Raw genomic sequence first — 25300 nt, forward strand, 5'->3', positions numbered from 1 at the left:
TTTATTTTATTTCAGTTGTTTAGTTATTTAAGACAGGAATCCGAAGAATTAAAGGATTGTCCGTTTGCTTTTGATAAAGTTCATCAATTAAGTCCGCTCGTCGCTTGGTAATATTGCTTTGATTCAGATTACCTTTATCGGTGATTTCTCCTGAATCCAGTTGTGGTGGTTCAGTCATCAAATACAGCATGGATACTCGATTGGAGCTACCCGTCGCATCTTTATTAAAATTCAATAAAAATTGACGGAACCATTGTTGTACCTTTGGATGTTTTAAAATTTCTTGAGTACTGTGGGCTTGTATATTAAGACCAGCATATTGGGCACATGCATCCAGTTTTGGAAAAATGAGGAAACCAATAGCACTCAAATTTGAACCCGTAATACAGACATCCTGAACCAGTAGGTTACCCTGAATGAGTACTTTATTGCGTAAGGTTCCGACGTTGACAAAAGTACCCGTATTAAGCTTAAAGTCCTCAGCAATGCGGCCGTCATACATTAGTCCCTGAGTTGGATCCGTTGGATCGACCAGACGTACCGCATCACCTGTATGGAAAAAACCTTCGTCATCAAATATGGTGCTTTGCTGATCAGATTTTAAACGCCAATAACCTCGCATTACATGTTGACCACGCACACAGAATTCTAGTTTGTCACCATGAGGTACTAGTTTGATTTCACAGCCGGGTGCAGGGTAACCAATAAAGCCCGCCATGACACGTGGTCCTGTTGTAAATGCACAGGACGGAGCAGTTTCAGTCATGCCTAACCCGCTCATAATCCTTATTTTTTCCCCACAATGCGCCTGAGCAATTTTATCTAGACGATTCCAGCCTGCTTCTGATAAAGCTGCGCCAGCAAAGAATAAAATTTTCACTCGGGCAAAGAAACGATCACGAAGTTCTGCATCTTTCTCTAGGGCTTCGGTCAGTTCCTCCCAACCTTTAGGTACATTAAAATATACAGTAGGGGAGATTTCCTTTAGATTGCGAATGGTTTCATCAAACTTACCTGCAACGGGTTTTCCATCATCAATATAAATAGTGCCCCCGTTATAAAGAGCGATGCCAACATTATGACTTCCGCCAAAGGTATGATGCCAAGATAACCAATCCAGTAATACAGGCGGTGTTTTCTCAAACTCTGGAAAAGTTTGTAATAACATCTGCTGATTTACACACAGCATTAAATGCGTGGTTGGTACAGCTTTAGGTAATTTGGTTGAACCAGAAGTAAACAAAAATTTGGCAATTTGGTGTTCATCAAGTGTTTGATAAAACTCCTGAACATCGGTAACAGGAGTATCGAGTAAAGATTGAAAAGAGGTACATTGCTGTTGTCCCACAATGCCCGTATTCGTGATAATTTCTATATCGGATGTTGCGCACGCTTGGATGGCTTTGGCAAAAGTTTGCCCATCACTCGCATAAACCATGCCCGGCGTGAGAACCTCAAAGATATGTTTGAGCTTGCCAAAATCTTGAGAAATTAAAGAATAAGCAGGGGAAATAGCAGAAAAGGGAACACCCGCTAACATAGCACCCATTGACAGTGTTAGATGCTCAAGATCATTTCCCGATAGAATGAGTAGAGGCCGTTCCTGATTTAAATTGCGTCGGTGTAATGCCTGTGCAATGTGCCATGCACGTTGTAAGGTGTCGGCATAACTTAGTTTGATCCATTGCCCTTCAGCATTGCGTTTAGCTGCGAAAATGTGCTCAGGTTGAGTCTTGGCAAAATGAATCAGCCGATCAGTTAATTTTTGTGGATAAGGTTTTAACTGTTCTTTAGGCTCAATATAAAGTACCTGATCTTGATATCTATAAGTGATATCGTGTGATCCAAGTTTAACCAACCGTTCGCGGTCTTGTGATTGAGTGGCATTCATTTGCATTTCTTTCACTCCGTGGAAAGCGCATTACTGCGCTTGTTTTTGCATCATGCAATTTTTATTAAAAGTTTATTGTTGTCATTTAACCGCTCAAGTTAAATTAACCTTTAGATCGGATAATGACGTGATTGAGTTTGCACAGTAATCCATCTCAACTCGGTAAATTCGGCAATGGAAGCCTTACTTCCAAAACGTCCATAACCGCTGGATTTAGTTCCACCAAATGGCATTTGTGCTTCATCATGCACGGTTGCGCCATTAATGTGACAAATTCCTGAATCAATCTGCTTGGCAACCTCAAACGCTTCAGCAAAATTTTGACTAAAGACCGCCGATGACAAGCCAAATTCACTGTCATTGGCCAGTGCAATGCCTTCTTCAAGGGTATGAAAGCGTTGGACTGTACATACGGGGCCAAACGACTCTTCACGATACAGCAGCATCTCTGGCTGAATGTTGAGCACCAAGGTCGGTTGCATTGTAGTGTCATCAATCTGAATACCCAATGGTAAATCGGCCCCTTTACTTTGAGCATCGTCTAATAAATGCTGAATACGCTCAGCGGCACGTTGACTTTCTAACACACCTAACACATTGTTTTGAACTGTTGGATTACCCGCTTTCAGTGATTGTGTTTTTGCAATCAGTTTTTCTATAAATTGATCAGCTATACCATCTTGAACCAAAACCCGTTCAGTGGACATGCAGATCTGGCCCTGATTGAAAAAAGCACCAAAGGCAACTGCATTGACTGCTTCATCTAAATGGGCTTCATTTAAAATGATAACTGGCGCTTTACCCCCAAGTTCAAGTAACACAGGTTTTAGATATTTTGCCGCTGTTTCGGCAATAATTTTTCCTACTTTAGTTGAACCCGTAAAATTAATTCGTTTTACTGCAGGGTGCTCAATTAAGCGTTGTACAATTTGAGGTGCGTCTTCTGGTGCATGGGTAATGACATTGACTACGCCATCGCCTAGACCCGCTTCATATAAAATCTGTCCGATTAAACGATGCGTTGCAGGGCAAGCTTCAGATGCTTTTAGTACCACAGTATTACCGCAAGCCAATGGCATCGCCAAAGCACGAGTCGGCAAAATTACCGGTGCATTCCAAGGTGCAATTCCAACCACCACACCACAAGGAACTCGAATGCCCATCGCCAGATTTCCCGGTACATCAGAAGGAATCAGACTACCGTCAATCTGCGTGGTCATGGCAGCAGCTTCACGGAGCATATTGGCTGCAAGATGCACATTAAACCCATACCATGTTGCAGTTGAACCTGTTTCCTGCATCCCTATCTGAATAAACTGATCACTATGTTGATCCATTAAATCTGCCGCTTTTAATAAACGTAAACGACGCTCAGTTGGGGAAAGTTTTGACCAAACTTGAAAAGCTTGCTGTGCTGATTCGATCGCACGATCAACATCCTCAAGTGTTGCAGCTGCCGCCACACTTGCGACTTGACCATCAATGGGGCTAATGCGTTTAAAGCTTGCCCGATTAGATGCATCAAGGGATTGACCGTGAATGAGTAACTGTACATTTTGCATGGGTTGTGTCCTTACATAGCCGATAAAATCAGAAGTTAACCAGTACGCTTATAGCTCTGTAAACCCGGTTTAATCGATTTTTCGTCCAAGAATTGTTTCAATCCTTCCTGACGTCCGCCTTCGGTATCACGATGGATACATTGATCCAGTTTGGCATATAAATAGTCTTCGTTTTGATCCCATGTAAGTTCACGACAACGCTTAAAGCCATTTTTAGCAGTACGCAGTACGACTGGGTTTTTCTCAAGTAGGCAATTTGCCAGTTCTGTGACTTCTGCTTTAAGTTGGGCCAAAGGAACGCTTTTGTTAATCAGTCCCATTTGTTCGGCTTCTTTCCCACTAAAAGTTTTACCGGTCATGATGTAATACAATGATGCACGGTGACCCACAGTATCTGCCATTGCCTTACTTACAAGATTACCGGGTGGAATGCCCCAGTTAATTTCAGACAAACCAAAAGTCGCCTCATCGGCCGCTATTGCTAGATCACATGCTACTAGTGGAGAAAAGCCACCGCCAAAACACCAACCATTGACCATGGCAATCGTTGGTTTTGAATACATTCTGAGTAATTGCCACTGCCAGCGGCAAGAGTCACGACGAATACGTTCCTGAAAAATTTCGGGTTGTGTATCCACTTCACGAAAGTATTCTTTTAAATCCATTCCCGCAGTCCATGAATCACCTGCACCTGTTAAGACTAAAACTCTGGCATTTTGATCAAGTTCTAGCGTTTCAAGTACATCAATCATCTCGCGGTTGAGGGTCGGACTCATGGCATTTTTCTTTTCAGGACGGTTTAAAGTCACCCATGCAATGCCATTTTCTAATTGTACATCAACGGTTTCCCAACGTTTTTCGTATGTCATGTGTATTCTCCTTAAATGACATTTGTGCTGCTCTGGATTTAATTTAATATCAGTTAAACTTACATTCAAGTGTTTTTTGCAAAATAATTAAATTTTTTTATATTTAATTGAAAATTATAAATAAAAATATTTAATTTAAAATTATTAGTAAAATGGTATTGATTTTTTTATAAGCTTAACTGATATTTTAAGAGTGTTGTAACAACACTACACAATAAAAAATGTCATGGAAATCTGGTCTAAATAAGGAAAGGACTATGGATAAAGTACTACATCCGTCAGGAAGGGCGAAGCTGACGTTACTACTGTGTTTTGCAATTGCAATCTTTGAAGGTTTTGATCTTCAATCAATGGGCGTGGCAGCACCGCGCATGCGCGCAGAGTTTATGCTGGACAATGCACAAATGGCGTGGGCATTTAGTGCAGCCATTATTGGAACTTTGCCGGGTGCCATTATTGGTGGGCGATTGGCTGATATTATTGGCCGTAAGAAGATTTTGATTATTAGCATTTTAATCTTTGGTGTAATGTCTTTACTTACTGCCTACGCCGAAAATTATAGCTTACTTTTACTCATTCGCTTTTTTACAGGTTTGGGCATGGGTGGGGCTTTACCAATGATGATTACTTTGGCTTCAGAAGCTGTTGCTGAAAATCGAAAAGCAACTGCGGTTAGTATTATGTACAGTGGCATTCCTTTTGGCGGTCTACTCACTTCAGTGGTTGCTATGTTATTGGCAGGTGATAGCGAATGGCGACATATTTTTTATGTGGGTGGTATTGCTCCCATTCTATTAATTCCACTACTCATGAAGTATCTACCAGAGTCTAAAAGTTATTTGCAACAAAAGACACAAACACCTACTCCTTTTTTCGAGGTGTTATTTGCCAAAGAAAGACGTATGTCGACTCTTCAAATCTGGGTCAGTTTCTTTTGTACGCTGGTAGTTTTGTATTTCCTATTGAACTGGCTACCGCTGCTGATGGGTGCGCAAGGACTTTCCAAATTAGAAGCCAACTACGTGCAAATGGGTTACAACGTAGGCGGAATTTTTGGATCCATTCTCATGGGTATGTTACTGGATAAGATGCGTATGGGGAGCGTTATTAAATTTATTTACGCGGGTATTTTGGTCGCGCTTTGCTGTTTATCAATTTCTCCAACGGTTGCCTTATTGGCACTTTCTGCTGTGGGGTGTGGTTTATTTATTGTAGGTGGTCAATCTGCACTTTATGGATTGGCTGCAATGTATTATCCCACTGAAATGCGTGGCACTGGGGTCGGGGCTGCTGTTGCAATTGGACGAATCGGTTCATTTGCAGGTCCATTGTTTGCAGGATTTCTGTTATCACTGGGGCAAAGTGCCACGATTGTAATAGGCTCAAGTATCCCTGTGATTTTGATTGCTGCAATTTCAGCCTTACTGCTTGTCAGAAAGCCTAAACAGGCAGTACAGTTAGCACATAGCCAAAGTACCACTTAAGTGAAATAAAAAGTATGGAGCAGGGCTTCATACTTTTTTTAATTCTGATGATAAAAGCCTATGCGAAACTCAAATTCAATTGAAAAAAAACGAGAAGATGAACCTAGACTCAGCTATATGATCGCTCGTGTGGATCGAATCATTAGTAAACATCTCACAGAATGTCTAAAAGATTTAAATATTAGCTTACCTCAATTTACTGCTTTATCGGTTTTGGCAGCTAAACCGAACTTATCTAATGCCAAGCTGGCAGAGCGTTCTTTTATCAAACCTCAATCTGCCAATAAAATTTTACAAGACTTGTTGGCCAATGACTGGATTGAAAAAACACCAGATCCAACTCATGGTCGTCGTATTCTGTTGACGGTGACCCCTAAAGGTCTGGCAAAGTTAGCAGAATGTAATCATGTGGTTGAAAAAGTGGAACGCCAAATGTTGCAGGGCATAGATATTAATTTGGCTTACTTAATTCGCAATAATCTAGAAATTATGGTGAAAAACCTAAGCACAACTCCTGCAATAATAGACGAATCCTAAAGTTGGACTAGCGTTCACTTTTAGCCAGTTCGACGTTGATATAGCTCATAATCATGGTTTTTAAACCTTGCACTAGCTCATCAAAAGTGATGTAGGGATTGGGCAAAATCAAATGTCGGGCAATATTAAAAATTCCACTATTGATACTAACGTATGCGGTCACGGCTAAATTATTGACTTTAAGATATTTGGGATTATGCATCATGTATTTCATAACGATATTCATCAACTCACGTTCAATCTGGTTGATATATTTGTCATATTTCAGCTCACTGGCATAACGTAAGCAAAGCAAATAACGTTCATTATTTTGGGTCAGTAAGTCGCGAAAAGTATAAAAGATAAGCTCAATAACCGATTCGAGATCCATATTCATAATGATGGGGGTAAGATTCTGAATCATGTCCAAAATCTCCTGCACAAAAGAATGTGCCATTGCATCATAGATTTCTTCTTTGTTTTTAAAGTATTCGTACAATGAGCCAACACTCACCCCTGCAATATCTGCAATATGTCGGGTAGTCGTACCGCTGGTGCCATGTAATGCAACAGAAATAAAACCTGCTTCAATAATGGTGTCAACCGTGACTTTAGCGCGAGTCTGGCGTGGTTTACGTGTGCTCAACGTTGAATCCTTAAAATCCGAATATTAGTTCAAGTTATCATGTCAGGCCATATTCACCAAATTAAAAAACATAAATCCGAACAGGTGAAATTGTTTATTTAACTTAATTTTTTAGAGAAAAATAAATAAATAATGTCATTTGCTTAAAGTGTCATTATTTATATTATTTTTTGCCAATATATTTATTTATACTTAGTAAAAACAAATAATTATATTTGAATGGTTTTAATGGCGAGGTGGGAAGAGTTGACTCTTTTATGGTGATTTGGAAAATTTAGACCCGAATTGAATCCGAACATGAGATCAGATTAGCATGAAACTGTCCTCGAAGTGTGAACAATATTTCGGTTTACATGATTGAATGCTTTAAGAAGGTGTCGCCATGATTACGACAGTAGTAAAAAAATCAGTCCAAGCTTTCAAATCCACGCCAAAATTTGAATTATCTGATTATTCTCAAAAACAAACCATTCCTATTCGTCATCTGGCGATTGGATTTGAAGGTCAAGAAATTGATATTTCATTTTATATGAATAATCAGTTTGCTACGATTTTTTTCGCCACACTTTCTGTATTTTTGACTTATGGTGAAGATTTGGTGATTGAAACTGCGCGTTTTCATCGTGATATGGTAAAAGATCCAATTTTGAAACAGCGCGTAACTTCACTTATTGGACAAGAAGCCATTCATTCTAAATTACATAATGAATTTAATGATGCTATTGCTCATGAAGCGATTAACTATCCTGTCGCTTTATATCGGTTTTTGGGTGAAAAATTCTTTGAAAATATTTTCTTAAAATTTCCACAACCTTTAAAGCTTTCCATGATGGCTGGAATTGAACATTTTACTGCTGTACTGGCCGAATACATGATGAAGCATGAAAAGAATTTTTATTATTCAGATGATGCTAAAACACGTGCTATGTGGATGTGGCATATGTTGGAAGAGTCAGAACATAAAGATATTGCCTATGATGTTTACCAGTTATTGAATGGCAATTATCCACTACGGGCAGCAGGCTTTTTTATTGCATTTGGTACAATTTTAGGCCTGATCCCATTTTCCACTCTTTTTGTTCCGATGCTACGCAAGCCGAAAGATATGTTGACTCGAAAGTTTTGGAAAGATGCGAGTCGCGGTGTGAGCTTGATTTTCAGTCCAAAAGATGGAGTATTTGGAAGCACGATGGGGCAAATCTTTGATTACTTACGTCCAGATTTTCATCCGGATGATCATGATACAACCGCTTATCTTGAATATTACAAAGATAAACTGCTGTCAGAAGGTGGAGCTATTGCGCCTTATCTGGTTAAAACATTTACGCCACCATTACGTCACTAAGCAAGGATGATGTTCAGTCAATCGGCTGAGTTAAAAGGGAACAGCTTATGAAATTATTGGGTCGTAAAAATAAAAAGCCAAGTCAACAGGCTTATGCGGTTGTAACAGGTGCAGGCAGCGGAATCGGTCGTAGTTTTGCACTAGAACTTGCTCGTCGTGGTGGTACTGTAGTGTGTTCGGATATCAATCTGGATGCAGCTAAAGAAACTGTTAATCTGATCGAACAACTCGGTGCTACTGCATTTTCAGTGCAATGCGATGTGGGCAAGGCGGAACAGGTCGTGAAACTGGCTGAACAGGCCGAAAAGTTAATGCAAAACCCAGTGACGCTGGTAATCAATAATGCGGGCATCGGTTTAGGTGGTAAGTTTGATGAAATGACGATAGAAGATTGGCAATGGTGTATGGATGTCAATTTATGGGGAGTCATTCATGGTTGTCGCACCTTTGTACCGAAGTTTAAACAATTGGGTCATGGCGCCATTATTAATGTTGCATCCGCAGCATCTTATACCGCTGCACCAGAAATGACGGTGTATAACGTCAGCAAGGCAGGGGTTCGGGCATTATCAGAAACACTATCTGCCGAACTTAAAAAGTTTGACATTAAAGTCAATGTTTTATGTCCGACGTTGGTGCCCACCAACATTATTAAAAATGGCAAAGTACCTCACAAAGGAATTCTGGATTATGCACTGACGAATCTGGCGTTTACTACTAGTGATAAAGTGGCAAAGCTGACGCTCGATCGATTGGATCGAAACAAGCTTTACACCATTCCCCAGATTGATGCCAAACTTTTCTGGTTGATGAAACGTGCAGCACCAAATCTATATGCAAAATTTTTAGGGACTTCGTACAGATTAATGAAATAAGCCTGAGAAAATTTAAAGTCGTTTGCCAAATGAGATACCTGTAAACGTGGTTCATAAACTACGATGTATCAACCACATGAATGACCTTGAATAAAAGTAGGCAAATTAACAAGTACAGATAGAAATAGATAGGATATTCTGATGACAGCTCAAGCAAAAAAATTAAACTCAGCTGAAAGCAAAGCCTTACCGCAACACATTTACGATGCTTTTATTGTGGGTGCAGGTATTTCAGGAATTGCAGCTGCGATTCGACTTGATCAGGTGGGTTATACCAATTACAAAATCATTGAAAAAGCCGGGCGCGTAGGTGGCACATGGCGTGAAAATACATATCCGGGTTGTGGCTGCGATGTCCCTTCAGCGCTGTATTCTTATTCTTTTGCTCCAAGTGCTAAGTGGAGTCATTTATTTGCGCGTCAACCTGAAATTTTAAACTACCTAGAAGATGTCAGTCACAAATTTAATGTTCATGAAAAAATTGAATTTGAGACAGAACTGGAAAAAGCAGCGTGGGATAACGAACGTAATGTATGGATACTTGATACCAATAAAGGTCAGTATCTTTCTCGTAGCGTAGTTTTTGCAACGGGTCCAATTACCGAAGCACAAATCCCTAAACTGGATGGAATTGAAACATTTAAAGGTGAAATGTTTCATTCCGCCAAATGGAATCACGCTTATGATTTAACGGGTAAACGTATTGCCGTGATTGGTACGGGCGCCTCTGCCATTCAGTTTGTGCCACAAATTCAACCCTTGGCCAAAGAACTGTTTGTTTTCCAGCGTACGGCACCTTGGGTTGTGCCAAAACCAGATATGGAACTTGGTGAGTTTGGTAAGTCTGTCATTGAAAAATTTCCTGTGATTCAGTCGACGTGGCGTAAAACCGTCGCACAATCACTGAATGCGATTAACTTTGGTTTGCGTAACCCTGCTGTACTAAAGCCTGTAGGGGAATTGTTTAAACAGGTATTAAAATCTCAGGTCAACGATCCAGAATTACTTAAAGCGGTGACGCCTGATTTTACTATTGGCTGTAAACGTTTATTGTTTGCTAACAATTATTATCCTGCCTTACAAGCTGAAAATACCCATTTGATTCCTCATGGTTTGGTCAAAGTCGAAGGCAATACCGTCATTTCTGCCAATGGTGAACGTCATGAAGTTGATGTCATTATTTGGGGAACTGGCTTTGAAGTGTCCCATCCACCGATTGGTCGTCGTGTTTATAATGATAAAGGCGAATGTTTAAATGACCTGTGGAAACATAGTTCTCCAGAAGCTTATTTAGGGACAAATATTGAAAATGTGCCCAATGCTTTCTTGGTACTAGGGCCAAATGTATTGGTTTATGATTCGTTTATTGGTTTAGCGGAAGCACAACTTGACTACATTATTGATGGTTTACAAAAAATCAAAAAACACAATATTGCCAAACTAACCATTAAACCGCAGGTGATACATGCACATAACGAATTGGTACAGAAGCATTTAAAAACGACTGTATTTAACGCGGGTGGTTGTAAGAGCTATTATCTGGATGCTAACGGACGCAATTTTGCAGCATGGCCTTGGTCACTGAAAAAATTAAAACAGCGTTTGAAAACATTGAACTTGCGAGATTATGACGTTAGTTATCAAACTACAGTGAGTGAAAGTAAAGTAGACGCTTAATTTTCTGGTTTATATTCAACACATATAGCAGTCTATTGTTTTTCAATTGACTGCTTTTATTTTGATGCCCGTTTTTATTTGATTTTCAGTTTTCAAAGGAATATGACATGAAACAAGGACAGTCCAGCCGTACTGCCGAAGCCGCTGCGGCATTACGTGCTAATCATTATTTATTCTCTCCTGATCCAATTTTTGCTGATGCTTACGCTTTTGAGATGACCAGCAAAGGCTGGAAAGCTTTATTAAAGTTACCTTTGATGAATAGGCTATTTAACTCACCACCACTTAATCGAACGTTGGGGCTATTGACTGCTCAGGTGGTAGGACGTTCCCGTTATGCCGAAGATCAATTACAACAAGCGATTGAAAAAGGAATCGATCAATATGTGTTGGTTGGAGCAGGGCTAGACTCATTTGCTTTGCGTCAGGCGGCGCGTTATCCGGATTTAAAAATTTTTGAGGTCGATCATCCCGATACTCAGCGTTTAAAAATACAAAAATTAAAACAGCTTGGTGATATTCCTGCAAATGTCGAATTTGTAGCCATTGATTTTGAAAAAGAGTTTTTGGCACACGCTTTATTAAGAAGTGGTTACAGCCAAGACCATCCTGCTTTTTATTCATGGCTGGGTACAACACATTATTTACAACCGGAAACTACCTTACAAACTTTAGAAAGTATTGCTGGTTTTGCAGTGCCTCAAAGTGAAATTGTGCTGGATTATTCGATTGATTTTAAGCAACTACAAGGTATTGAAAAAATTGGTACTCAAGCTGTTGCTCAATTCACAAAAATCTTGAGAGAGCCTTTGAAGGGGCAATTTAATTCATCAGAATTACATCGTTTTGTTGATCAAATGGGCTTTCAGGTACTTGAGGATTTATCAGGTGATGAACTATCGCAACGTTATTTTTATGCCCGTCCAGACCATATCAAACATACAACGGCAACCCATATGTTGCATCTGATACTTGTATCAGGAAGGGAGTAAACACAGATTGATTTAAAAAATGCAATTTATAAAGATGTGACGTAGTCACTTGCCGAGTGACGCGTTATGATGAATACCAGTGAGTTACTGGGACAGCGCATGAATATTATTGCAGATGAAAATCTGGCATTTACTGATTATTTTTTTTCTGAATTTGGCAAAGTTGAACATCGGGGTGGCCGTCATTTACAGCACAAAGATGTCAAAGATGCAGATGCCTTAATTATTCGATCTGTAACTCAAGTAAATCATGCCTTGATTGACCAGACTCCATTAAAGTTTGTGGGGAGTGCGACCATTGGAACAGACCATATGGATATTACTGCACTAGAGCAACAGGGTATTACATGGACCAATGCACCAGGATGTAATGCACAGGCTGTAGCAGAATATGTCATTACCGCTTTATTACATTTAAAACCTGAATTATTACACCAACAAATTACACTGGGTATCGTTGGTCTAGGGAATGTTGGACGTCGTCTGGCAACGATGGCGAAATTATTAGACTGGCGTGTAATAGGTTATGACCCTTATGTGCAGCTTGATTATATTGAAAATGTCTCATTTGAAAAATTATTGCAAGATAGCCATGCTATTTCAATCCATATTCCTTTGACAAAAGCAGGCGATTATCCAACTTATCATTTATTTAATGAACAGAGTCTGCGAGCAATGCCACGAGATACGATTTTGATCAACAGTGCACGTGGGCCTGTGGTGGAAGAACTTGCTTTGATGAATGACATTCAGAAAACAAAACGTCAAGTGGCGCTAGATGTATTTGAACATGAGCCATTAATTTCAGCACAATTGCTGGATTTAGTTGGTTTGGTTACACCGCATATTGCAGGTTACAGTTTGGAAGGTAAAGCACGAGGCACTCAAATGGTGTATCAGGCCTTTTGTCAGCATTTTGGTTTTAAAGCCGAGAAGCAGTTTGAATCACAACTTCCTCTTTGTGAACCATATTTTAAAGATTTATCATTGAAACAGGTCCTACAACGCTATCTTTCAGACATTTATGATATTCAGCGTGATGATCAAAATTTACGAGCCTGTGTCAAAGAGGGAAAAGTTGATCAACAGGCCTTTGATCGATTAAGAAAAGAATATCCACTGCGTCGTGAATGGGCAGCGCATGGAGGGCCTTTGGCATGAGTCAACTCTCAGGTTTAAATTGTTATCAGCCAACTTGCTCCATGGACGCACTCAAAGCGCGCGCCAGACTGTATCAAACGATTCGTGATTTTTTCGCTAAACGTGATGTAATGGAGGTTGAAACCCCGATTATTTCTCAGGCTGGGGTGACTGATGTACATCTAGCTTCCGTACGTGCATTACGTTGTATTGAAGGAAAAGAGCGTCTTCAATACTTACAAACTTCGCCAGAGTTTGCCATGAAGCGTCTGCTGGCGAGTGGAAGCGGATCTATTTATCAGATCTGTAAAGTATTTCGTGATGATGAACACGGGCGTAAACATAATAGCGAATTTACCATGCTGGAATGGTATCGTCCTGAGTTTGATTTAAAAGACTTAATGCATGAAACTGCGGATTTATTACAAAGTTGCTTAAGACACCGTTTTGATGATATTCGCCCCATGATTCTAAGTTATAAACATGCATTTCAGGATCGTCTGGAGATTAATCCTTTACAAGCAAGTTTACAGCAACTAAAAAACACCGCTCAACGTGTTGGCTTAACTCTGGACTTAGGTGATGATCGTTTGGCTTACATGGATTTACTCTTTTCACATTTTGTCGAGCCAAGTCTAGGGTTTGACACGCCAGTATTTTTAACTGATTTTCCGCCTGAAATGGCGTCTTTAGCCAAAGTACGAATAGATGAGGATGGAGAGCAAGTTGCTGCACGTTTTGAGCTTTATATCGAAGGTCTGGAATTAGCCAATGCCTATGATGAGTTATTGGATGCGCAAACGTTAAGACAGCGTTTTGACGCAGATAATCTTGAACGTAAGCATCAAGGTTTACCCCAAATGCCGCTGGATGAATATTTATTGGCGGCCTTACCGAATATGCCCGCTTGTTCGGGTATTGCTCTTGGGATTGACCGTTTATTGATGATCGCGACACGTCAAATGCGGATTGATCAGGTGATCGCTTTTCCTGCGACAATTGCGTAATATTTCATCTCATCCTCAAAAACCGACCAAAAAATAAGCCGCATCATGGCGGCTTATTTTTAAATATAGAGTTAGTCTTGTTGAATTCCGCCCACTAACCAGTCTTGCTGTGAACCCGCAGGTTTAACAAAATGCCAGATTTCAGAGAATGGCTGTGGCTGGCTATTTAAGTCTTCACTAACCGTACCTGTAAAGCGTACGCTGACCACATACTGACCATTTTCAGTGTTACTATCAATAACCATCGCATTCAGGTTGCTGAATTCAGCCACATCTTGATCTTGATTCGCCATGATATCGTTATACATGGAAGTATAAAGATCTGGAGTTAAATAACGGCGAATCTCTTCAATATTGCTCGCAGAGTTTACCGATTGAATATGATTAAAACGCTGGCGCGCGATACGCAAGAATGTTGCAGGTTCAGTACCATCAGGAAGCTGATTGCCACTGTTGGTATAAGCACTACCAAATGGTGCAGAAGTTGGCGCTGCATTTGAACTGCCACCTACACTTTGTCCGAAGATATTCGTGTTATCACCCGTTGAAGAACGAGTGGTTGTGGTATTTTGTCCAAATGGAGTTGAGCCTCCAGCATTGTTTGGCGCAAATGGATTATTCGCAGCAACTTTTTGTTTATTGCTGAAACGACGGAAAATAAAGAAAGCAATCGCTGCAATCAAGACAATCCAGATCCAGCCAGGAATGCCACTCTTTTTCTCTTCTTGAGCCTGTGCCTGAGCTGCTGCATCCTGTTGTGTTGCCTGCTGTTCAGGTGAAGTTGAATGACGGTCATCCGCCAGCGCATTGGCAGCAACGGCACCCACAGCAGCACCTGCAACACCCGCAGCAACCATTGAACCAACACCAGGACCAGAACGCTGAGGTGTACCAGCAGGTGCTGTTTGCGGTGCAGGAGTCACTTGGCGAGGCTGTTGATAAGACTGGCTTGGGGCTGCTGAACGTGACATACCATGGCTTTTGCCACCACCTGCACGTTTTGCTTCAGCAAGAGGAGCAACCACCAAAGCAGCCATCAAAATACCTGCTAATAAACCACGCTGTCGTACTTCCATCGAAAATTCCTATATAAAATCAATTTACAAATGTATTTATGCAGTCTTTTTTCATGAATTTCAATAATAAAAATATATTTTTTATGTCAAATCATATCGGTTGCTTTAGTTTAACTCTTCACTTAATTGTAGAGCTTCACTCAGTGCCTCATGTAAACGCGCCACTGCAATGACCTGTACGCCATCGATACTTTTTTGTGGTGCATTCCCTCTGGGTAAAATTACATATTTAAAGCCATGTTTTGCTGCTTCTTTGAGACGTTCCTGACCATTTGGAACAGGACGGATTTCACCAGATAGTCCTACTTCGCCAAATACCGCAAGCTGTTGCGGTAAAGCTTTTCCGCGTAAACTAGACGCACAGGCCAGTAGCACCGCTAAATCAGAACCTGTTTCGGTAATTTTTAGTCCACCTACTACATTCACGTAAACATCCTGACCAGAGGTTTGTACACCTCCATGACGATGCATGACCGCAAGTAGCATATTTAAGCGGTTTTGTTCAAGTCCAAGAGCAACCCGCCGTGGTTGACCATGTGCATCATCCACCAATGCCTGTACTTCAACCAAAAGTGGGCGAGTACCTTCACGACTAATCATCACGATAGAACCAGGAATTGCTTCATCATAACGACTTAAAAAAATGGCAGAAGGATTAGCTACTTCACGTAGCCCTTTGTCAGTCATACCAAAAACACCCAGTTCATTCACTGCGCCAAAACGGTTTTTTACTGCGCGAATCATACGGTAGCGTGAATCTGATTGCCCTTCAAAATACAAAACGCAATCTACCATATGTTCAAGTACACGCGGGCCAGCCAAAGCGCCTTCTTTTGTAACGTGACCCACGATAAATAAGGCAGTTCCACTATGTTTGGCAAAGCGAGTCAGTAAGGCAGCTGATTCACGAATTTGTGAAACCCCACCCGGAGCAGATTGCAGGGTTTCCGTATATAGGGTTTGAATTGAATCTAAAATAGCAACAGCAGGCCGCTCCTGTGCCAAAATCTCACAGATCCGTTCTACACAGGTTTCAGCCATGACTTTGAGTTTATTAGCTGGTAAATCTAATCGCTGGGCACGGAGTGCCACCTGAGATAATGATTCTTCACCTGTAACATATAATGCGGAGCTATTACTGCTTGCCATATAAGTTGCGGTTTGCAGCAAAATGGTAGATTTACCAATACCGGGATCACCTCCAATCAGCACCACTGAACCAGTGACCAGCCCGCCACCAAGTACTCGATCAAACTCGCCAATGCCAGTAGCAACACGTGTCTCATGCGAAACAGAGATTTGATTTAATGTCGTGACTGTGGAGGTTTGGCCTGCATAACCGCCCAGTTTAGGTTTGCCGCGATGTGAGGAAGTAGGTTCAAGACGGACTTCGAGCAAACTATTCCATTCACCGCATTCTGAGCATTGACCTGCCCACTTGGGGTGATCTGTACCACATTGTTCACAGCGATAAACAGTTTTAACTTTGCTCATATTCAGTGCATCTTGGAATTAATGAATCAGGGAAATGTAACAATTGAGAACTTTAAACACAAATTTTGTAGGAAAATATCGCCAAAAAATAGTTTGGCACGTAAACTGCAATCTCAGGAAGAAGTTCAATTACAGCTTAAAAATGGAGTAAGTATGTCTAAAAAAGCATCTTATAGGCGTTTTTATCAAGAAAAATGAAGCAATAAGTTAAAAAACTTTTTTGTTTTAAATAGTTTTAGGCTTATTTTAAAAAACAAAATTTGAGAGTTTAAAAAAACAATGTCAAATGAAAATTTTGGTTCACATTCTGGAGAAGGTGAACTCTCACGTAGTTTATCCAATCGTCATTTACAATTGATTGCAATTGGCGGTGCGATTGGTACAGGGTTGTTCATGGGGTCGGGCAAAACGATTAGTTTGGCTGGACCCTCTATTTTATTTATTTATATGATCATTGGATTAATGGTTTTTTTCGTCATGCGTGCGCTTGGTGAATTGCTTTTGTCCAATCTTCAATATAAATCATTTATTGATTTTTCAACTGACTTAATTGGCCCTTGGGCAGGTTATTTCGTGGGCTGGACATACTGGTTGTGCTGGATCACGATCGGTATTGCAGATTTGTCTGCCATTATTTATTACTTACAGTTCTTTAATAATGGGCAGCCCTTTAGCCCTACTGAAGGGGCAATGATCAGTGTTGCGGCCATTGTATTCATCATGGGGCTAAACCTCATGACGGTAAAACTCTTTGGTGAGCTTGAGTTCTGGTTTGCTATGATTAAAATTACTGCGATTGTGGTATTGATCGCAGTGGGTTTGTGGATGGTTTTTACAGGATTTACTTCAACAGCAGGTGATATCGCTTCATTTAGTCATTTATGGGCCAATGGTGGTTTCTTCCCGACGGGAGCAGAAGGTTTTCTGGCGGGTTTCCAGATTGCAATTTTTGCCTTTGTTGGTGTGGAATTGGTTGGTACTACGGCGGCTGAAACCAAAGATCCCGCGCGTAACCTCCCTAAAGCAGTCAATTCGATTCCAATTCGTATCATTATTTTTTATGTATTGGCGTTATTAGTGGTCATGTCTGTGACGCCGTGGAATCATATTAATCCAAATGTCAGTCCCTTTGTAAACCTATTTAGTCAGGCGGGTATTGCGGCTGCGGCAATTATCATGAATCTAGTGGTATTGTCTTCAGTGATGTCATCTATGAACAGCGGTGTCTTCTCGACGAGCCGTATGATGTTTGGCTTATCACGTGAACATCAAGCCCCTAAAGCTTTTGGATCGTTAAATAAAGGTCAGGTTCCTGCCAATGCCCTTTATTTTTCGACAGTGTGTTTGTTGCTAGGCGCTGCTTTACAATATTTTGTGCCGAATACAGTTGAAGCATTTACACTCGCAACAACTTTATCCACCATTTTATTTATCTGTGTTTGGCTGATGATTATCTGGAGCTATATGCGTTACTACAAAACGCGTCCAGAGTTACATGCGGCATCGACATTTAAATTGCCAGGTGGGTTGACTACCTGTTGGGTCGTGATTATTTTCTTTGTAAGCATGATTTATGTCTTGTCACTCGAACCTGATACCATGAAAGCCTTGATGGTCAGTCCAATCTGGTTTGTAATTTTAATTATCGGGTATTTTGGTTTTTATAAACCCCGATTAAAAGCCCATAACTAATTGAAAAAAACGCCAGTCACAGACTGGCGTTTTTTTACTTCAAAATTAAAGCGCTAAACTTTTTTGCTTTGGTCATGACGATGATCACGGTATACTTGATCGAATTATTTAAATAGGTGGTCAGATGCGTCAGGTCATTTGCTACATCGGTTTATTGTCTGTAGGAACGTTTTTGGTCGGTTGTGGGCAGTCTGGTGCTTTACAGTTACCCTCTGATCCTAATTATGACAAACGTGCCAAATATTTACTTTACTCCTCTAAGGATGCTGAGCATCAAGCACAGCAACATACGACTGAGGTAAAACAAGAGTCTTCAGCTTCAGAACCAACCCCATCACCTTAACGTCTCAAAGATAAGGATACATTCATGAGTTTCTCCCGTATTCAAGGGATATTGCATGCTGAGCAATGTTCACTGCTTCAGCTTGCCGAACAGTTTGGTACACCGTTATATGTTTACTCAAAAGCAGCTTTTGAAAAACATTATCTAGATATGGATCGTGCTTTTGATTTTATCGACCATCAAATCTGCTTTGCGGTAAAGTCAAACTCAAACCTTGCGGTATTGAATGTATTAGCCAAGCTTGGAGCGGGTTTTGATATTGTGACGGGCGGTGAGCTTGCACGTGTGTTGGCGGCGGGTGGTGATCCTGCCAAAATCGTATTTTCTGGTTTAGGTAAATCAGAAGCAGATATTGAAAAGGCATTACAGGTTGGCATTGCTTGTTTTAACGTCGAATCTTATGCGGAACTTGATCGCATTCAAAAAGTCGCAGCAAAACTGGGTAAAAAAGCACCGATATCCTTACGTGTTAATCCAGATGTGGATGCTAAAACTCATCCTTATATTTCAACGGGATTAAAAGAAAATAAATTTGGTATTCCAAGTGATACGGTTTATGAAACTTATCAATATGCGGCTTCTTTAGCGAATCTGGATGTAGTAGGAATAGACTGTCATATTGGTTCACAATTGACAGAAACTAAGCCTTTTGTGGATGCTTTAGATCGTGTGATCATGATGATTACGGAGTTGAAAAAACGGGGTATTGACCTCAAGCATATTGATATTGGTGGTGGTTTAGGCGTTTGCTATAAAGATGAAACACCACCAAGTGTTGAAGAATATGCCGATGCATTGAAACCTGCATTGCAACAGCTTGGTTTAAAAGTGTATATGGAGCCAGGACGTAGTATCAGTGCCAATGCTGGTGTACTGCTCACCAAAATTGATTTACTTAAACCAACGAACCATCGTAATTTCGCGATTATTGATGCAGCCATGAATGACTTGATTCGTCCTTCTTTATATGAAGCATGGATGGATATTCAGTCGGTGGATGCCAATACTGATGCTGAAGCAAAAGTATGGGATATCGTAGGGGCCATTTGCGAGACAGGTGATTTTCTTGGAAAAGACCGTACTTTGGCATTAAAAGACAATGATGTATTGGCGGTGCTTGGTGCAGGTGCTTATGGGTTTGTCATGAGTTCAAACTATAATAGTCGCGGTCGTGCTGCTGAAGTTATGGTCAATGCAGATCAGGTTCATCTGATTCGTGAGCGTGAAACGATTGAATCATTGTGGGATAAAGAACGTTTATTACCTGAGGAGTAAAACATGTTGCTTGAATTTACAAAAATGCATGGCTTAGGTAATGACTTTGTTGTGGTCGATTTGATTAGTCAACGTGCCTATCTTGATACTACTACCATTCAACGTATGGCAGATCGCCATTTCGGGATTGGTTTTGATCAGTTACTCATTGTTGAACCACCCGATTTTCCAAGTGCTGATTTTAAATATCGTATTTTCAATGCGGATGGTTCCGAGGTTGAGCAATGTGGGAACGGCGTTCGTTGTTTTGCCCGTTTTGTGCATGATCGCCAACTTACCAATAAAACCAAAATTAAAGTACAAACTAAAGCGGGTATTGTTGAACCTGAATTAGGGCTAAATGGTTTGGTTCGAGTCAATATGGGGTTTCCAAAGTTTTTACCGAATGAAATTCCGTTTGTCACTGAGGAATTTGAAGCGCTTTATACCCTAGAACTTGCTCATGAACAAAGCTTGAAAATCGATGTTGTCAATATGGGCAATCCCCATGCAGTTACTATCGTGCCAGATATTTTGACCGCGGATGTAGCGACTATAGGGCCACAAGTTGAATCCCATGTTGGTTTCCCGCAACGAGTGAATGCTGGTTTTATGCAAATCCTTGATGAAAAACATGTACGTCTACGTGTTTTCGAGCGTGGAGTGGGTGAAACTTTAGCTTGTGGTACAGGAGCTTGTGCTGCAGCGGTCAGTGGTATGCGCCGTGGTTTACTGGCCAACGAGGTTGAAGTTGAACTGGCAGGCGGCAAACTGCAAATTGCCTGGCGTGAAGGTGAGGTGGTTTGGATGACTGGACCAACTTCAACAGTTTATGACGGTCGTCTGGATTTACGTTATTTTCAGGGCTAAACATAGAAAACTGGTTCCAAAGAACCAGTTTTCTGATTTTAATTTAAGATATAAATTATCGGTCTATTGCTATTAAAAATTTTGTAGCTGTTAATCATGTACTGATGTTTTTATAACAAATAATGTTTTTAATAAAAAATGAAATAGTGGATAAAAACAAATGAATACAAAGGCAAAGGAATAGTATTTAGAGAAACCTACTTCAAAAAGTAGCAGATGAAGCTGCGTATCGTCCTGAATTTCTTGAGGCATTCATGCATAACTCAGCGCGAGATGAAGAACCAGTTTTAGTGGTGGGTTTATTATTGGGTGCAGTTGAGAAAAACCAACTTTATGAAATCAAATTGGGCAGGTTGTTTACGATAGTCTTGGAGAAGTAGTTGATATTTTTATCATTGATCCACAAGAATCTTCAAATTTATCTGGTTATCTGCTTGAGACCGAACCTTTTTATCTGCGTCAAAATAAAAACGAGCTTTCTTTACTCAGTTATTTTCACGAAAATAATGCAAAATAAATGGCTAAAAATAGAAAATGAATTCCGTTAAACATGTAATCTTTCTTCCTGGCGCATCAGGAAGCACTTCATTTTGGTTTCCTTTAATTGAGAAGTTACCCCAAGATATCACTCTACAAATGATGGCTTATCCTGCTTTTGCGAATGAGCCTGCACATCCAGACATCCATAATTTTGACCAATTGCAGCAATATATCCTTGAAAAAATTGATCGCCCATCGGTATTAATCGCTCAATCAATGGGAGGGATTTTTGCTGTAGCAGCAGCTTTGCAGAAAACAGAATTGATACAGGGTTTAGTACTGATTGCTACATCGGGCGGTATTGATCTGAGCAAATTCAAAGTGGCTGATTGGCGACAACATTATGCAAAAGAATTTTTAGATTATCCGGACTGGTTTATCACCACTAATATAAATTATGAGGATCAACTTGCACAGATCCAGCAGAAAACTCTGTTAATCTGGGGGGATCAGGATCTCATCAGTCCTGTTGACGTGGGCCAATATCTAGAGCAGTCATTCAAAGATGCTAAACTGAAGATTATTCAGGGTGGAGAACATGATTTAGCCCATCACTATGCTGAACAGGTGGCAAAAGAAATTATGCTATATTTATATCAGATCGATAAGAATATTTTAACTTAAGCAAGGAGAAATGATGTGATGCTTGATAACCATCAACTTCTTGAAATGTGGCTTAAAGAACGCACTATTCAAAATCAGTCTGAACATACGATTCATGCATATCAACGAGATTTAAATGATTTTTTTGTGTTCTGTGAGAACAAAAAGTTGGGGCTCAATGAGATTGAAGCCTCAGATTTACGAGAATACCTAGCCTTTAAAGTCGAACAGTCAAATTTGAGTAGCAGCAGTATTCAACGCCATTTATCTGCGATTCGTCAGTTTATGAAATGGGCACAACAAAGTAATTATCTCAACATGAATCCAACTGAGGACTTTAAGCTCAAACGTAAAGCACGACCTTTACCCGGCATGATAGATATTGAAACAGTTAATCAAATACTGGACCAGCCGGCACCAGAAAAAGTAAAGGATCAACAACTTTGGCTACGTGATAAAGCCATGTTGGAATTACTTTATTCCAGTGGTCTGCGTTTGGCAGAACTGCAAAGTTTGAAAATGAATGATCTTGATTTTAAACGTCAGCTTTTACGTGTAACGGGTAAAGGCAATAAAACTCGTATCATCCCTTTTGGAAGTAAGGCTAAACAAAGCTTAATAGAATGGCTGAAAATTTATAAGATTTGGAAAGGGAATGTTCTACCAGATAGCCCTGTCTTTGTTTCACAAAAAGGGGGGGCGCTTACACCACGCCAAATTGAATCAAGAGTGAAAATTCAGGCACAACGTGCGCAGGTCAATGTTGACTTGCATCCACATTTATTACGTCATTGCTTTGCGAGTCATATGTTGAGTGCCAGTGGTGATTTACGTTCAGTTCAGGAAATGCTCGGCCATAGCAATCTTAGTACGACCCAGATTTACACACATGTCGATTTTGATTATTTGGCACAAAGTTATGATAAAGCCCATCCTAGAGCCTAGGATTTTCATCTTAAAAAGATGAGTTGAGTTTTATTGTTACATTTCGAATGGCTTAAATATTTAAAAATTAATGGACTGACATTTTTGATCTGATGAGTCAGTAACGGTCAAATATCTAATTTTGTATAAAAGCTAAGCAAAAAAAGTGGCCTATCAGTCAGACTGATGAATTAAATCAAAATAAAACATATTATAAATCAAACATTAATAAAATATAAAAATTGCTGTAATTTCATGGAGAAACCTCCAAGAAAAAAAAGAATGAACTGACCATTTCAGGCTTTTTACGACTTTTTCGCATTGTTGGTGTAATTGTGACTTGACCGAAATGCCAAACACATTGCAAGATAAAGCACCTAAAAAATTCAATATGAAGCGTTAATATAACTCTTCTCAACATTTACTTGCTGAAACAGCCGAGGATTACATGAAGGCTCTTGTTGCTGTAAAACGTGTGGTTGATGCCAACGTTAAAGTTCGCGTTAAGCCGGACAATAGTGGGGTTGACCTTACTAACGTTAAAATGTCAATTAACCCATTCTGTGAAATCGCAGTGGAAGAAGCGGTTCGCCTAAAAGAAAAAGGAACAGTATCTGAAATCGTTGTGGTTTCTGTTGGTCCTAAAGAAGCTCAAGAACAAATCCGTTCTGCAATGGCTTTAGGGGCAGATCGCGGTATCTTGGTTGAAACGACTGATGAAATTGGTGCTTTGGAAGTTGCCAAAATTATTAAAGGTGTCGTAGAACAAGAAAAACCAGAATTGATTCTCCTTGGTAAACAAGCGATTGATGATGATTCAAATCAAGTTGGTCAAATGCTTGCTGCGTTGCTTGGTGCAGGTCAAGGTACTTTTGCTTCAGAAGTAAAAGTCGATGGCGGTAAAGTTCAGGTTACTCGTGAAGTTGACGGTGGTTTACAAACTGTTGAGCTTGCGCTTCCAGCAATCATCACCACAGATCTTCGTTTGAATGAGCCACGCTATGCGGCACTTCCAAACATTATGAAAGCGCGTAAAAAACCGCTTGATACTAAATCGCCTGCGGATTATGGCGTGGCTACAGGTACTAAACTTAAAACAGTTAAAGTTGAACCACCTGCTGAGCGTAAAGCTGGCGTGCAAGTGAAATCTGTTGATGAACTTGTTGAAAAATTGAAAAATGAAGCGAAAGTGATCTAATACAGAAGGATAAAATCATGAGTATTTTAGTAATCGCTGATCACAACAACCAAGCGCTTAACGGTGCGACTTTAAACGTTGTTGCGGCAGCTCAAAAAATCGGTGGTGATATTGCTGTATTGGTTGCTGGTTCTGGTGCTCAAGGCGTAGCGGATGCTGCGGCTAAAGTTGCTGGTGTAAGCAAAGTATTACTTGCAGACAATGCACTTTATGCTAACCAATTGGCTGAAAATGTTGGAAAACTAGTGGCCGATGTTGTGAAAGAAGGTGGCTATAAATATGTTTTAGCTGCTTCCACCACAACAGGTAAAAATATTTTACCACGTGTTGCCGCATTACTTGATGTCAGCATGATCACGGATATTATTTCTGTGGAATCTGCAAATACATTTAAACGCCCAATCTACGCGGGTAACGCGATTGCGACGGTTCAATCTGATGAAGCAGTGATTGTGGGTACTGTACGTGGTACAGCATTTGATCCTGTGGCTGCAGAAGGTGGTTCTGCTGCGGTTGAAACTGTGGGTGAAGCGGCTGATGCTGGCGTTTCTTCTTTCGTAAATGAAGAAATCGTGAAACTTGACCGCCCTGAATTGACTGCTGCACGTATTGTTGTTTCGGGTGGTCGTGGTGTCGGTTCTGGCGAGAACTACCATAAAGTTCTTGATCCATTAGCGGATAAACTAGGTGCTGCACAAGGTGCATCGCGTGCTGCGGTAGATGCTGGTTTTGTTCCAAACGATTTCCAAGTGGGTCAAACTGGTAAGATCGTTGCACCTGATCTCTATGTTGCGGTTGGTATCTCTGGTGCGATTCAGCATTTGGCAGGTATGAAAGACTCTAAAGTAATTGTTGCGATCAACAAAGACGAAGAAGCACCAATCAATAGTGTTGCTGACTACTGGTTAGTAGGCGATTTGAACACTGTTGTACCAGAATTGGTATCTAAGCTTTAATTCTTAGGATTAAGTCTTAGTCAACGCCTTTAAGCAAATCCTGAAGTTAAATACTTTATGATTTGTTTTAAAGGCGTTTTTTATTAGAAGTGATAAAAATAATGTGGTTTTATACCATTTTGCTGTTAAATATTTCACAAATTTTAAAAAAGAATGTGTTCTAAGTATTTGATTTATTCCATTACGAATAGATCTGTGGAACTGTCTGTTTTTTCAGCATAAATTTACTCAAATATAAAGAGATACACTGCATTAATCCATCACATTATCCGCATGATTTATGCTATACTTTTTAGCTATGTTTTTTACTTTTAGTTCAGTCTTTTGGACTAAGTTTTGCGAGATT

General features: G+C 40.2%; 23 protein-coding genes. 17 read left to right on the forward strand and 6 right to left on the reverse strand.

Going from position 1 to position 25300, the window contains the following annotated elements:
- Positions 1 to 19: 19 nt before the first annotated feature.
- The 3 genes from IAE20_RS08900 to IAE20_RS08910 all read right to left on the reverse strand — a co-directional run bounded on the left by IAE20_RS08900 (position 20) and on the right by IAE20_RS08910 (position 4328).
- Positions 20 to 1906 (reverse strand): feruloyl-CoA synthase, encoded by a 1887-nt coding sequence (locus IAE20_RS08900; RefSeq protein WP_200482201.1) that lies wholly within the window; start codon positions 1904 to 1906, stop codon positions 20 to 22.
- A 95-nt stretch (positions 1907 to 2001) separates the two neighbouring features.
- The gene (locus IAE20_RS08905; protein WP_200482200.1) at positions 2002 to 3453 is read right to left on the reverse strand and encodes an aldehyde dehydrogenase; all 1452 of its coding nucleotides are present in this window, start codon (positions 3451 to 3453) and stop codon (positions 2002 to 2004) included.
- Positions 3454 to 3488: 35 nt separating this feature from the next.
- Positions 3489 to 4328 (reverse strand): p-hydroxycinnamoyl CoA hydratase/lyase, encoded by an 840-nt coding sequence (locus tag IAE20_RS08910; protein WP_200460497.1) that lies wholly within the window; start codon positions 4326 to 4328, stop codon positions 3489 to 3491.
- Between the two features lie 251 nt (positions 4329 to 4579).
- On the opposite strand from IAE20_RS08910, the gene mhpT reads away from it, so the two are divergent.
- A complete protein-coding gene (gene mhpT, locus IAE20_RS08915) occupies positions 4580 to 5806 on the forward strand; it encodes a 3-(3-hydroxy-phenyl)propionate transporter MhpT (protein WP_200460376.1) in 1227 nt (408 codons plus the stop codon).
- Positions 5807 to 5866: 60 nt separating this feature from the next.
- The gene (locus IAE20_RS08920) at positions 5867 to 6343 is read left to right on the forward strand and encodes a MarR family winged helix-turn-helix transcriptional regulator (protein WP_200460375.1); all 477 of its coding nucleotides are present in this window, start codon (positions 5867 to 5869) and stop codon (positions 6341 to 6343) included.
- Positions 6344 to 6350: 7 nt separating this feature from the next.
- Here the strand turns inward: IAE20_RS08920 and IAE20_RS08925 are convergent, their stop codons facing one another.
- Positions 6351 to 6968 (reverse strand): TetR/AcrR family transcriptional regulator, encoded by a 618-nt coding sequence (locus IAE20_RS08925; RefSeq protein ID WP_200460374.1) that lies wholly within the window; start codon positions 6966 to 6968, stop codon positions 6351 to 6353.
- Positions 6969 to 7350: 382 nt separating this feature from the next.
- Here IAE20_RS08925 and IAE20_RS08930 point away from each other — a divergent pair, with 382 nt between their 5' ends.
- The 6 genes from IAE20_RS08930 to epmA all read left to right on the forward strand — a co-directional run bounded on the left by IAE20_RS08930 (position 7351) and on the right by epmA (position 14004).
- Positions 7351 to 8313: a metal-dependent hydrolase gene (locus tag IAE20_RS08930; protein WP_200460373.1), complete on the forward strand. Its 963-nt coding sequence runs from the start codon at positions 7351 to 7353 to the stop codon at positions 8311 to 8313.
- Positions 8314 to 8360: 47 nt separating this feature from the next.
- Entirely contained in the window at positions 8361 to 9188 is an 828-nt protein-coding gene (locus tag IAE20_RS08935; RefSeq protein WP_200460372.1) for an SDR family NAD(P)-dependent oxidoreductase, read from the forward strand.
- Between the two features lie 141 nt (positions 9189 to 9329).
- A complete protein-coding gene (locus IAE20_RS08940) occupies positions 9330 to 10865 on the forward strand; it encodes a flavin-containing monooxygenase (RefSeq protein ID WP_200482199.1) in 1536 nt (511 codons plus the stop codon).
- 107 nt (positions 10866 to 10972) lie between these two features.
- Complete coding sequence (locus IAE20_RS08945; protein WP_200460370.1) at positions 10973 to 11857, forward strand: class I SAM-dependent methyltransferase; 885 nt, start codon at positions 10973 to 10975, stop codon at positions 11855 to 11857.
- A 99-nt stretch (positions 11858 to 11956) separates the two neighbouring features.
- Entirely contained in the window at positions 11957 to 13018 is a 1062-nt protein-coding gene (locus IAE20_RS08950) for a 4-phosphoerythronate dehydrogenase (RefSeq protein WP_200482214.1), read from the forward strand.
- Complete coding sequence (gene epmA, locus IAE20_RS08955; RefSeq protein WP_200482198.1) at positions 13015 to 14004, forward strand: EF-P lysine aminoacylase EpmA; 990 nt, start codon at positions 13015 to 13017, stop codon at positions 14002 to 14004. Before IAE20_RS08950 ends, epmA begins: the two co-directional genes overlap by 4 nt.
- A gap of 71 nt (positions 14005 to 14075) precedes the next feature.
- Here epmA and IAE20_RS08960 read toward each other — a convergent pair whose 3' ends face one another.
- Complete coding sequence (locus IAE20_RS08960) at positions 14076 to 15080, reverse strand: Tim44 domain-containing protein (RefSeq protein ID WP_200460368.1); 1005 nt, start codon at positions 15078 to 15080, stop codon at positions 14076 to 14078.
- Positions 15081 to 15185: 105 nt separating this feature from the next.
- Positions 15186 to 16574 (reverse strand): DNA repair protein RadA, encoded by a 1389-nt coding sequence (radA, locus tag IAE20_RS08965; protein ID WP_200460367.1) that lies wholly within the window; start codon positions 16572 to 16574, stop codon positions 15186 to 15188.
- A 279-nt stretch (positions 16575 to 16853) separates the two neighbouring features.
- Here radA and IAE20_RS08970 point away from each other — a divergent pair, with 279 nt between their 5' ends.
- The 9 genes from IAE20_RS08970 to IAE20_RS09005 all read left to right on the forward strand — a co-directional run bounded on the left by IAE20_RS08970 (position 16854) and on the right by IAE20_RS09005 (position 24954).
- Entirely contained in the window at positions 16854 to 18266 is a 1413-nt protein-coding gene (locus tag IAE20_RS08970; RefSeq protein WP_200482197.1) for an amino acid permease, read from the forward strand.
- A 124-nt stretch (positions 18267 to 18390) separates the two neighbouring features.
- On the forward strand, positions 18391 to 18609 hold the full coding sequence (gene lptM / locus IAE20_RS08975; protein ID WP_200482196.1) for an LPS translocon maturation chaperone LptM: 219 nt from the start codon (positions 18391 to 18393) through the stop codon (positions 18607 to 18609).
- A gap of 24 nt (positions 18610 to 18633) precedes the next feature.
- The gene (lysA, locus tag IAE20_RS08980; protein WP_200482195.1) at positions 18634 to 19884 is read left to right on the forward strand and encodes a diaminopimelate decarboxylase; all 1251 of its coding nucleotides are present in this window, start codon (positions 18634 to 18636) and stop codon (positions 19882 to 19884) included.
- 3 nt (positions 19885 to 19887) lie between these two features.
- Positions 19888 to 20733, forward strand: coding sequence for a diaminopimelate epimerase (gene dapF / locus IAE20_RS08985; protein WP_200460363.1), 846 nt, complete (start codon positions 19888 to 19890; stop codon positions 20731 to 20733).
- Positions 20734 to 20987: 254 nt separating this feature from the next.
- Entirely contained in the window at positions 20988 to 21113 is a 126-nt protein-coding gene (locus IAE20_RS16860) for a hypothetical protein (RefSeq protein ID WP_265092539.1), read from the forward strand.
- A 154-nt stretch (positions 21114 to 21267) separates the two neighbouring features.
- Positions 21268 to 21897: an alpha/beta fold hydrolase gene (locus IAE20_RS08990; protein ID WP_200460362.1), complete on the forward strand. Its 630-nt coding sequence runs from the start codon at positions 21268 to 21270 to the stop codon at positions 21895 to 21897.
- Between the two features lie 45 nt (positions 21898 to 21942).
- Positions 21943 to 22821 (forward strand): site-specific tyrosine recombinase/integron integrase, encoded by an 879-nt coding sequence (xerA, locus tag IAE20_RS08995; protein ID WP_200460495.1) that lies wholly within the window; start codon positions 21943 to 21945, stop codon positions 22819 to 22821.
- Between the two features lie 427 nt (positions 22822 to 23248).
- The gene (locus IAE20_RS09000; RefSeq protein ID WP_200460361.1) at positions 23249 to 23998 is read left to right on the forward strand and encodes an electron transfer flavoprotein subunit beta/FixA family protein; all 750 of its coding nucleotides are present in this window, start codon (positions 23249 to 23251) and stop codon (positions 23996 to 23998) included.
- A 17-nt stretch (positions 23999 to 24015) separates the two neighbouring features.
- Complete coding sequence (locus IAE20_RS09005) at positions 24016 to 24954, forward strand: electron transfer flavoprotein subunit alpha/FixB family protein (RefSeq protein ID WP_200460360.1); 939 nt, start codon at positions 24016 to 24018, stop codon at positions 24952 to 24954.
- Positions 24955 to 25300 lie beyond the last annotated feature (346 nt).

This window comes from Acinetobacter sp. S54, assembly GCF_016624945.1.
GTDB lineage: Bacteria > Pseudomonadota > Gammaproteobacteria > Pseudomonadales > Moraxellaceae > Acinetobacter.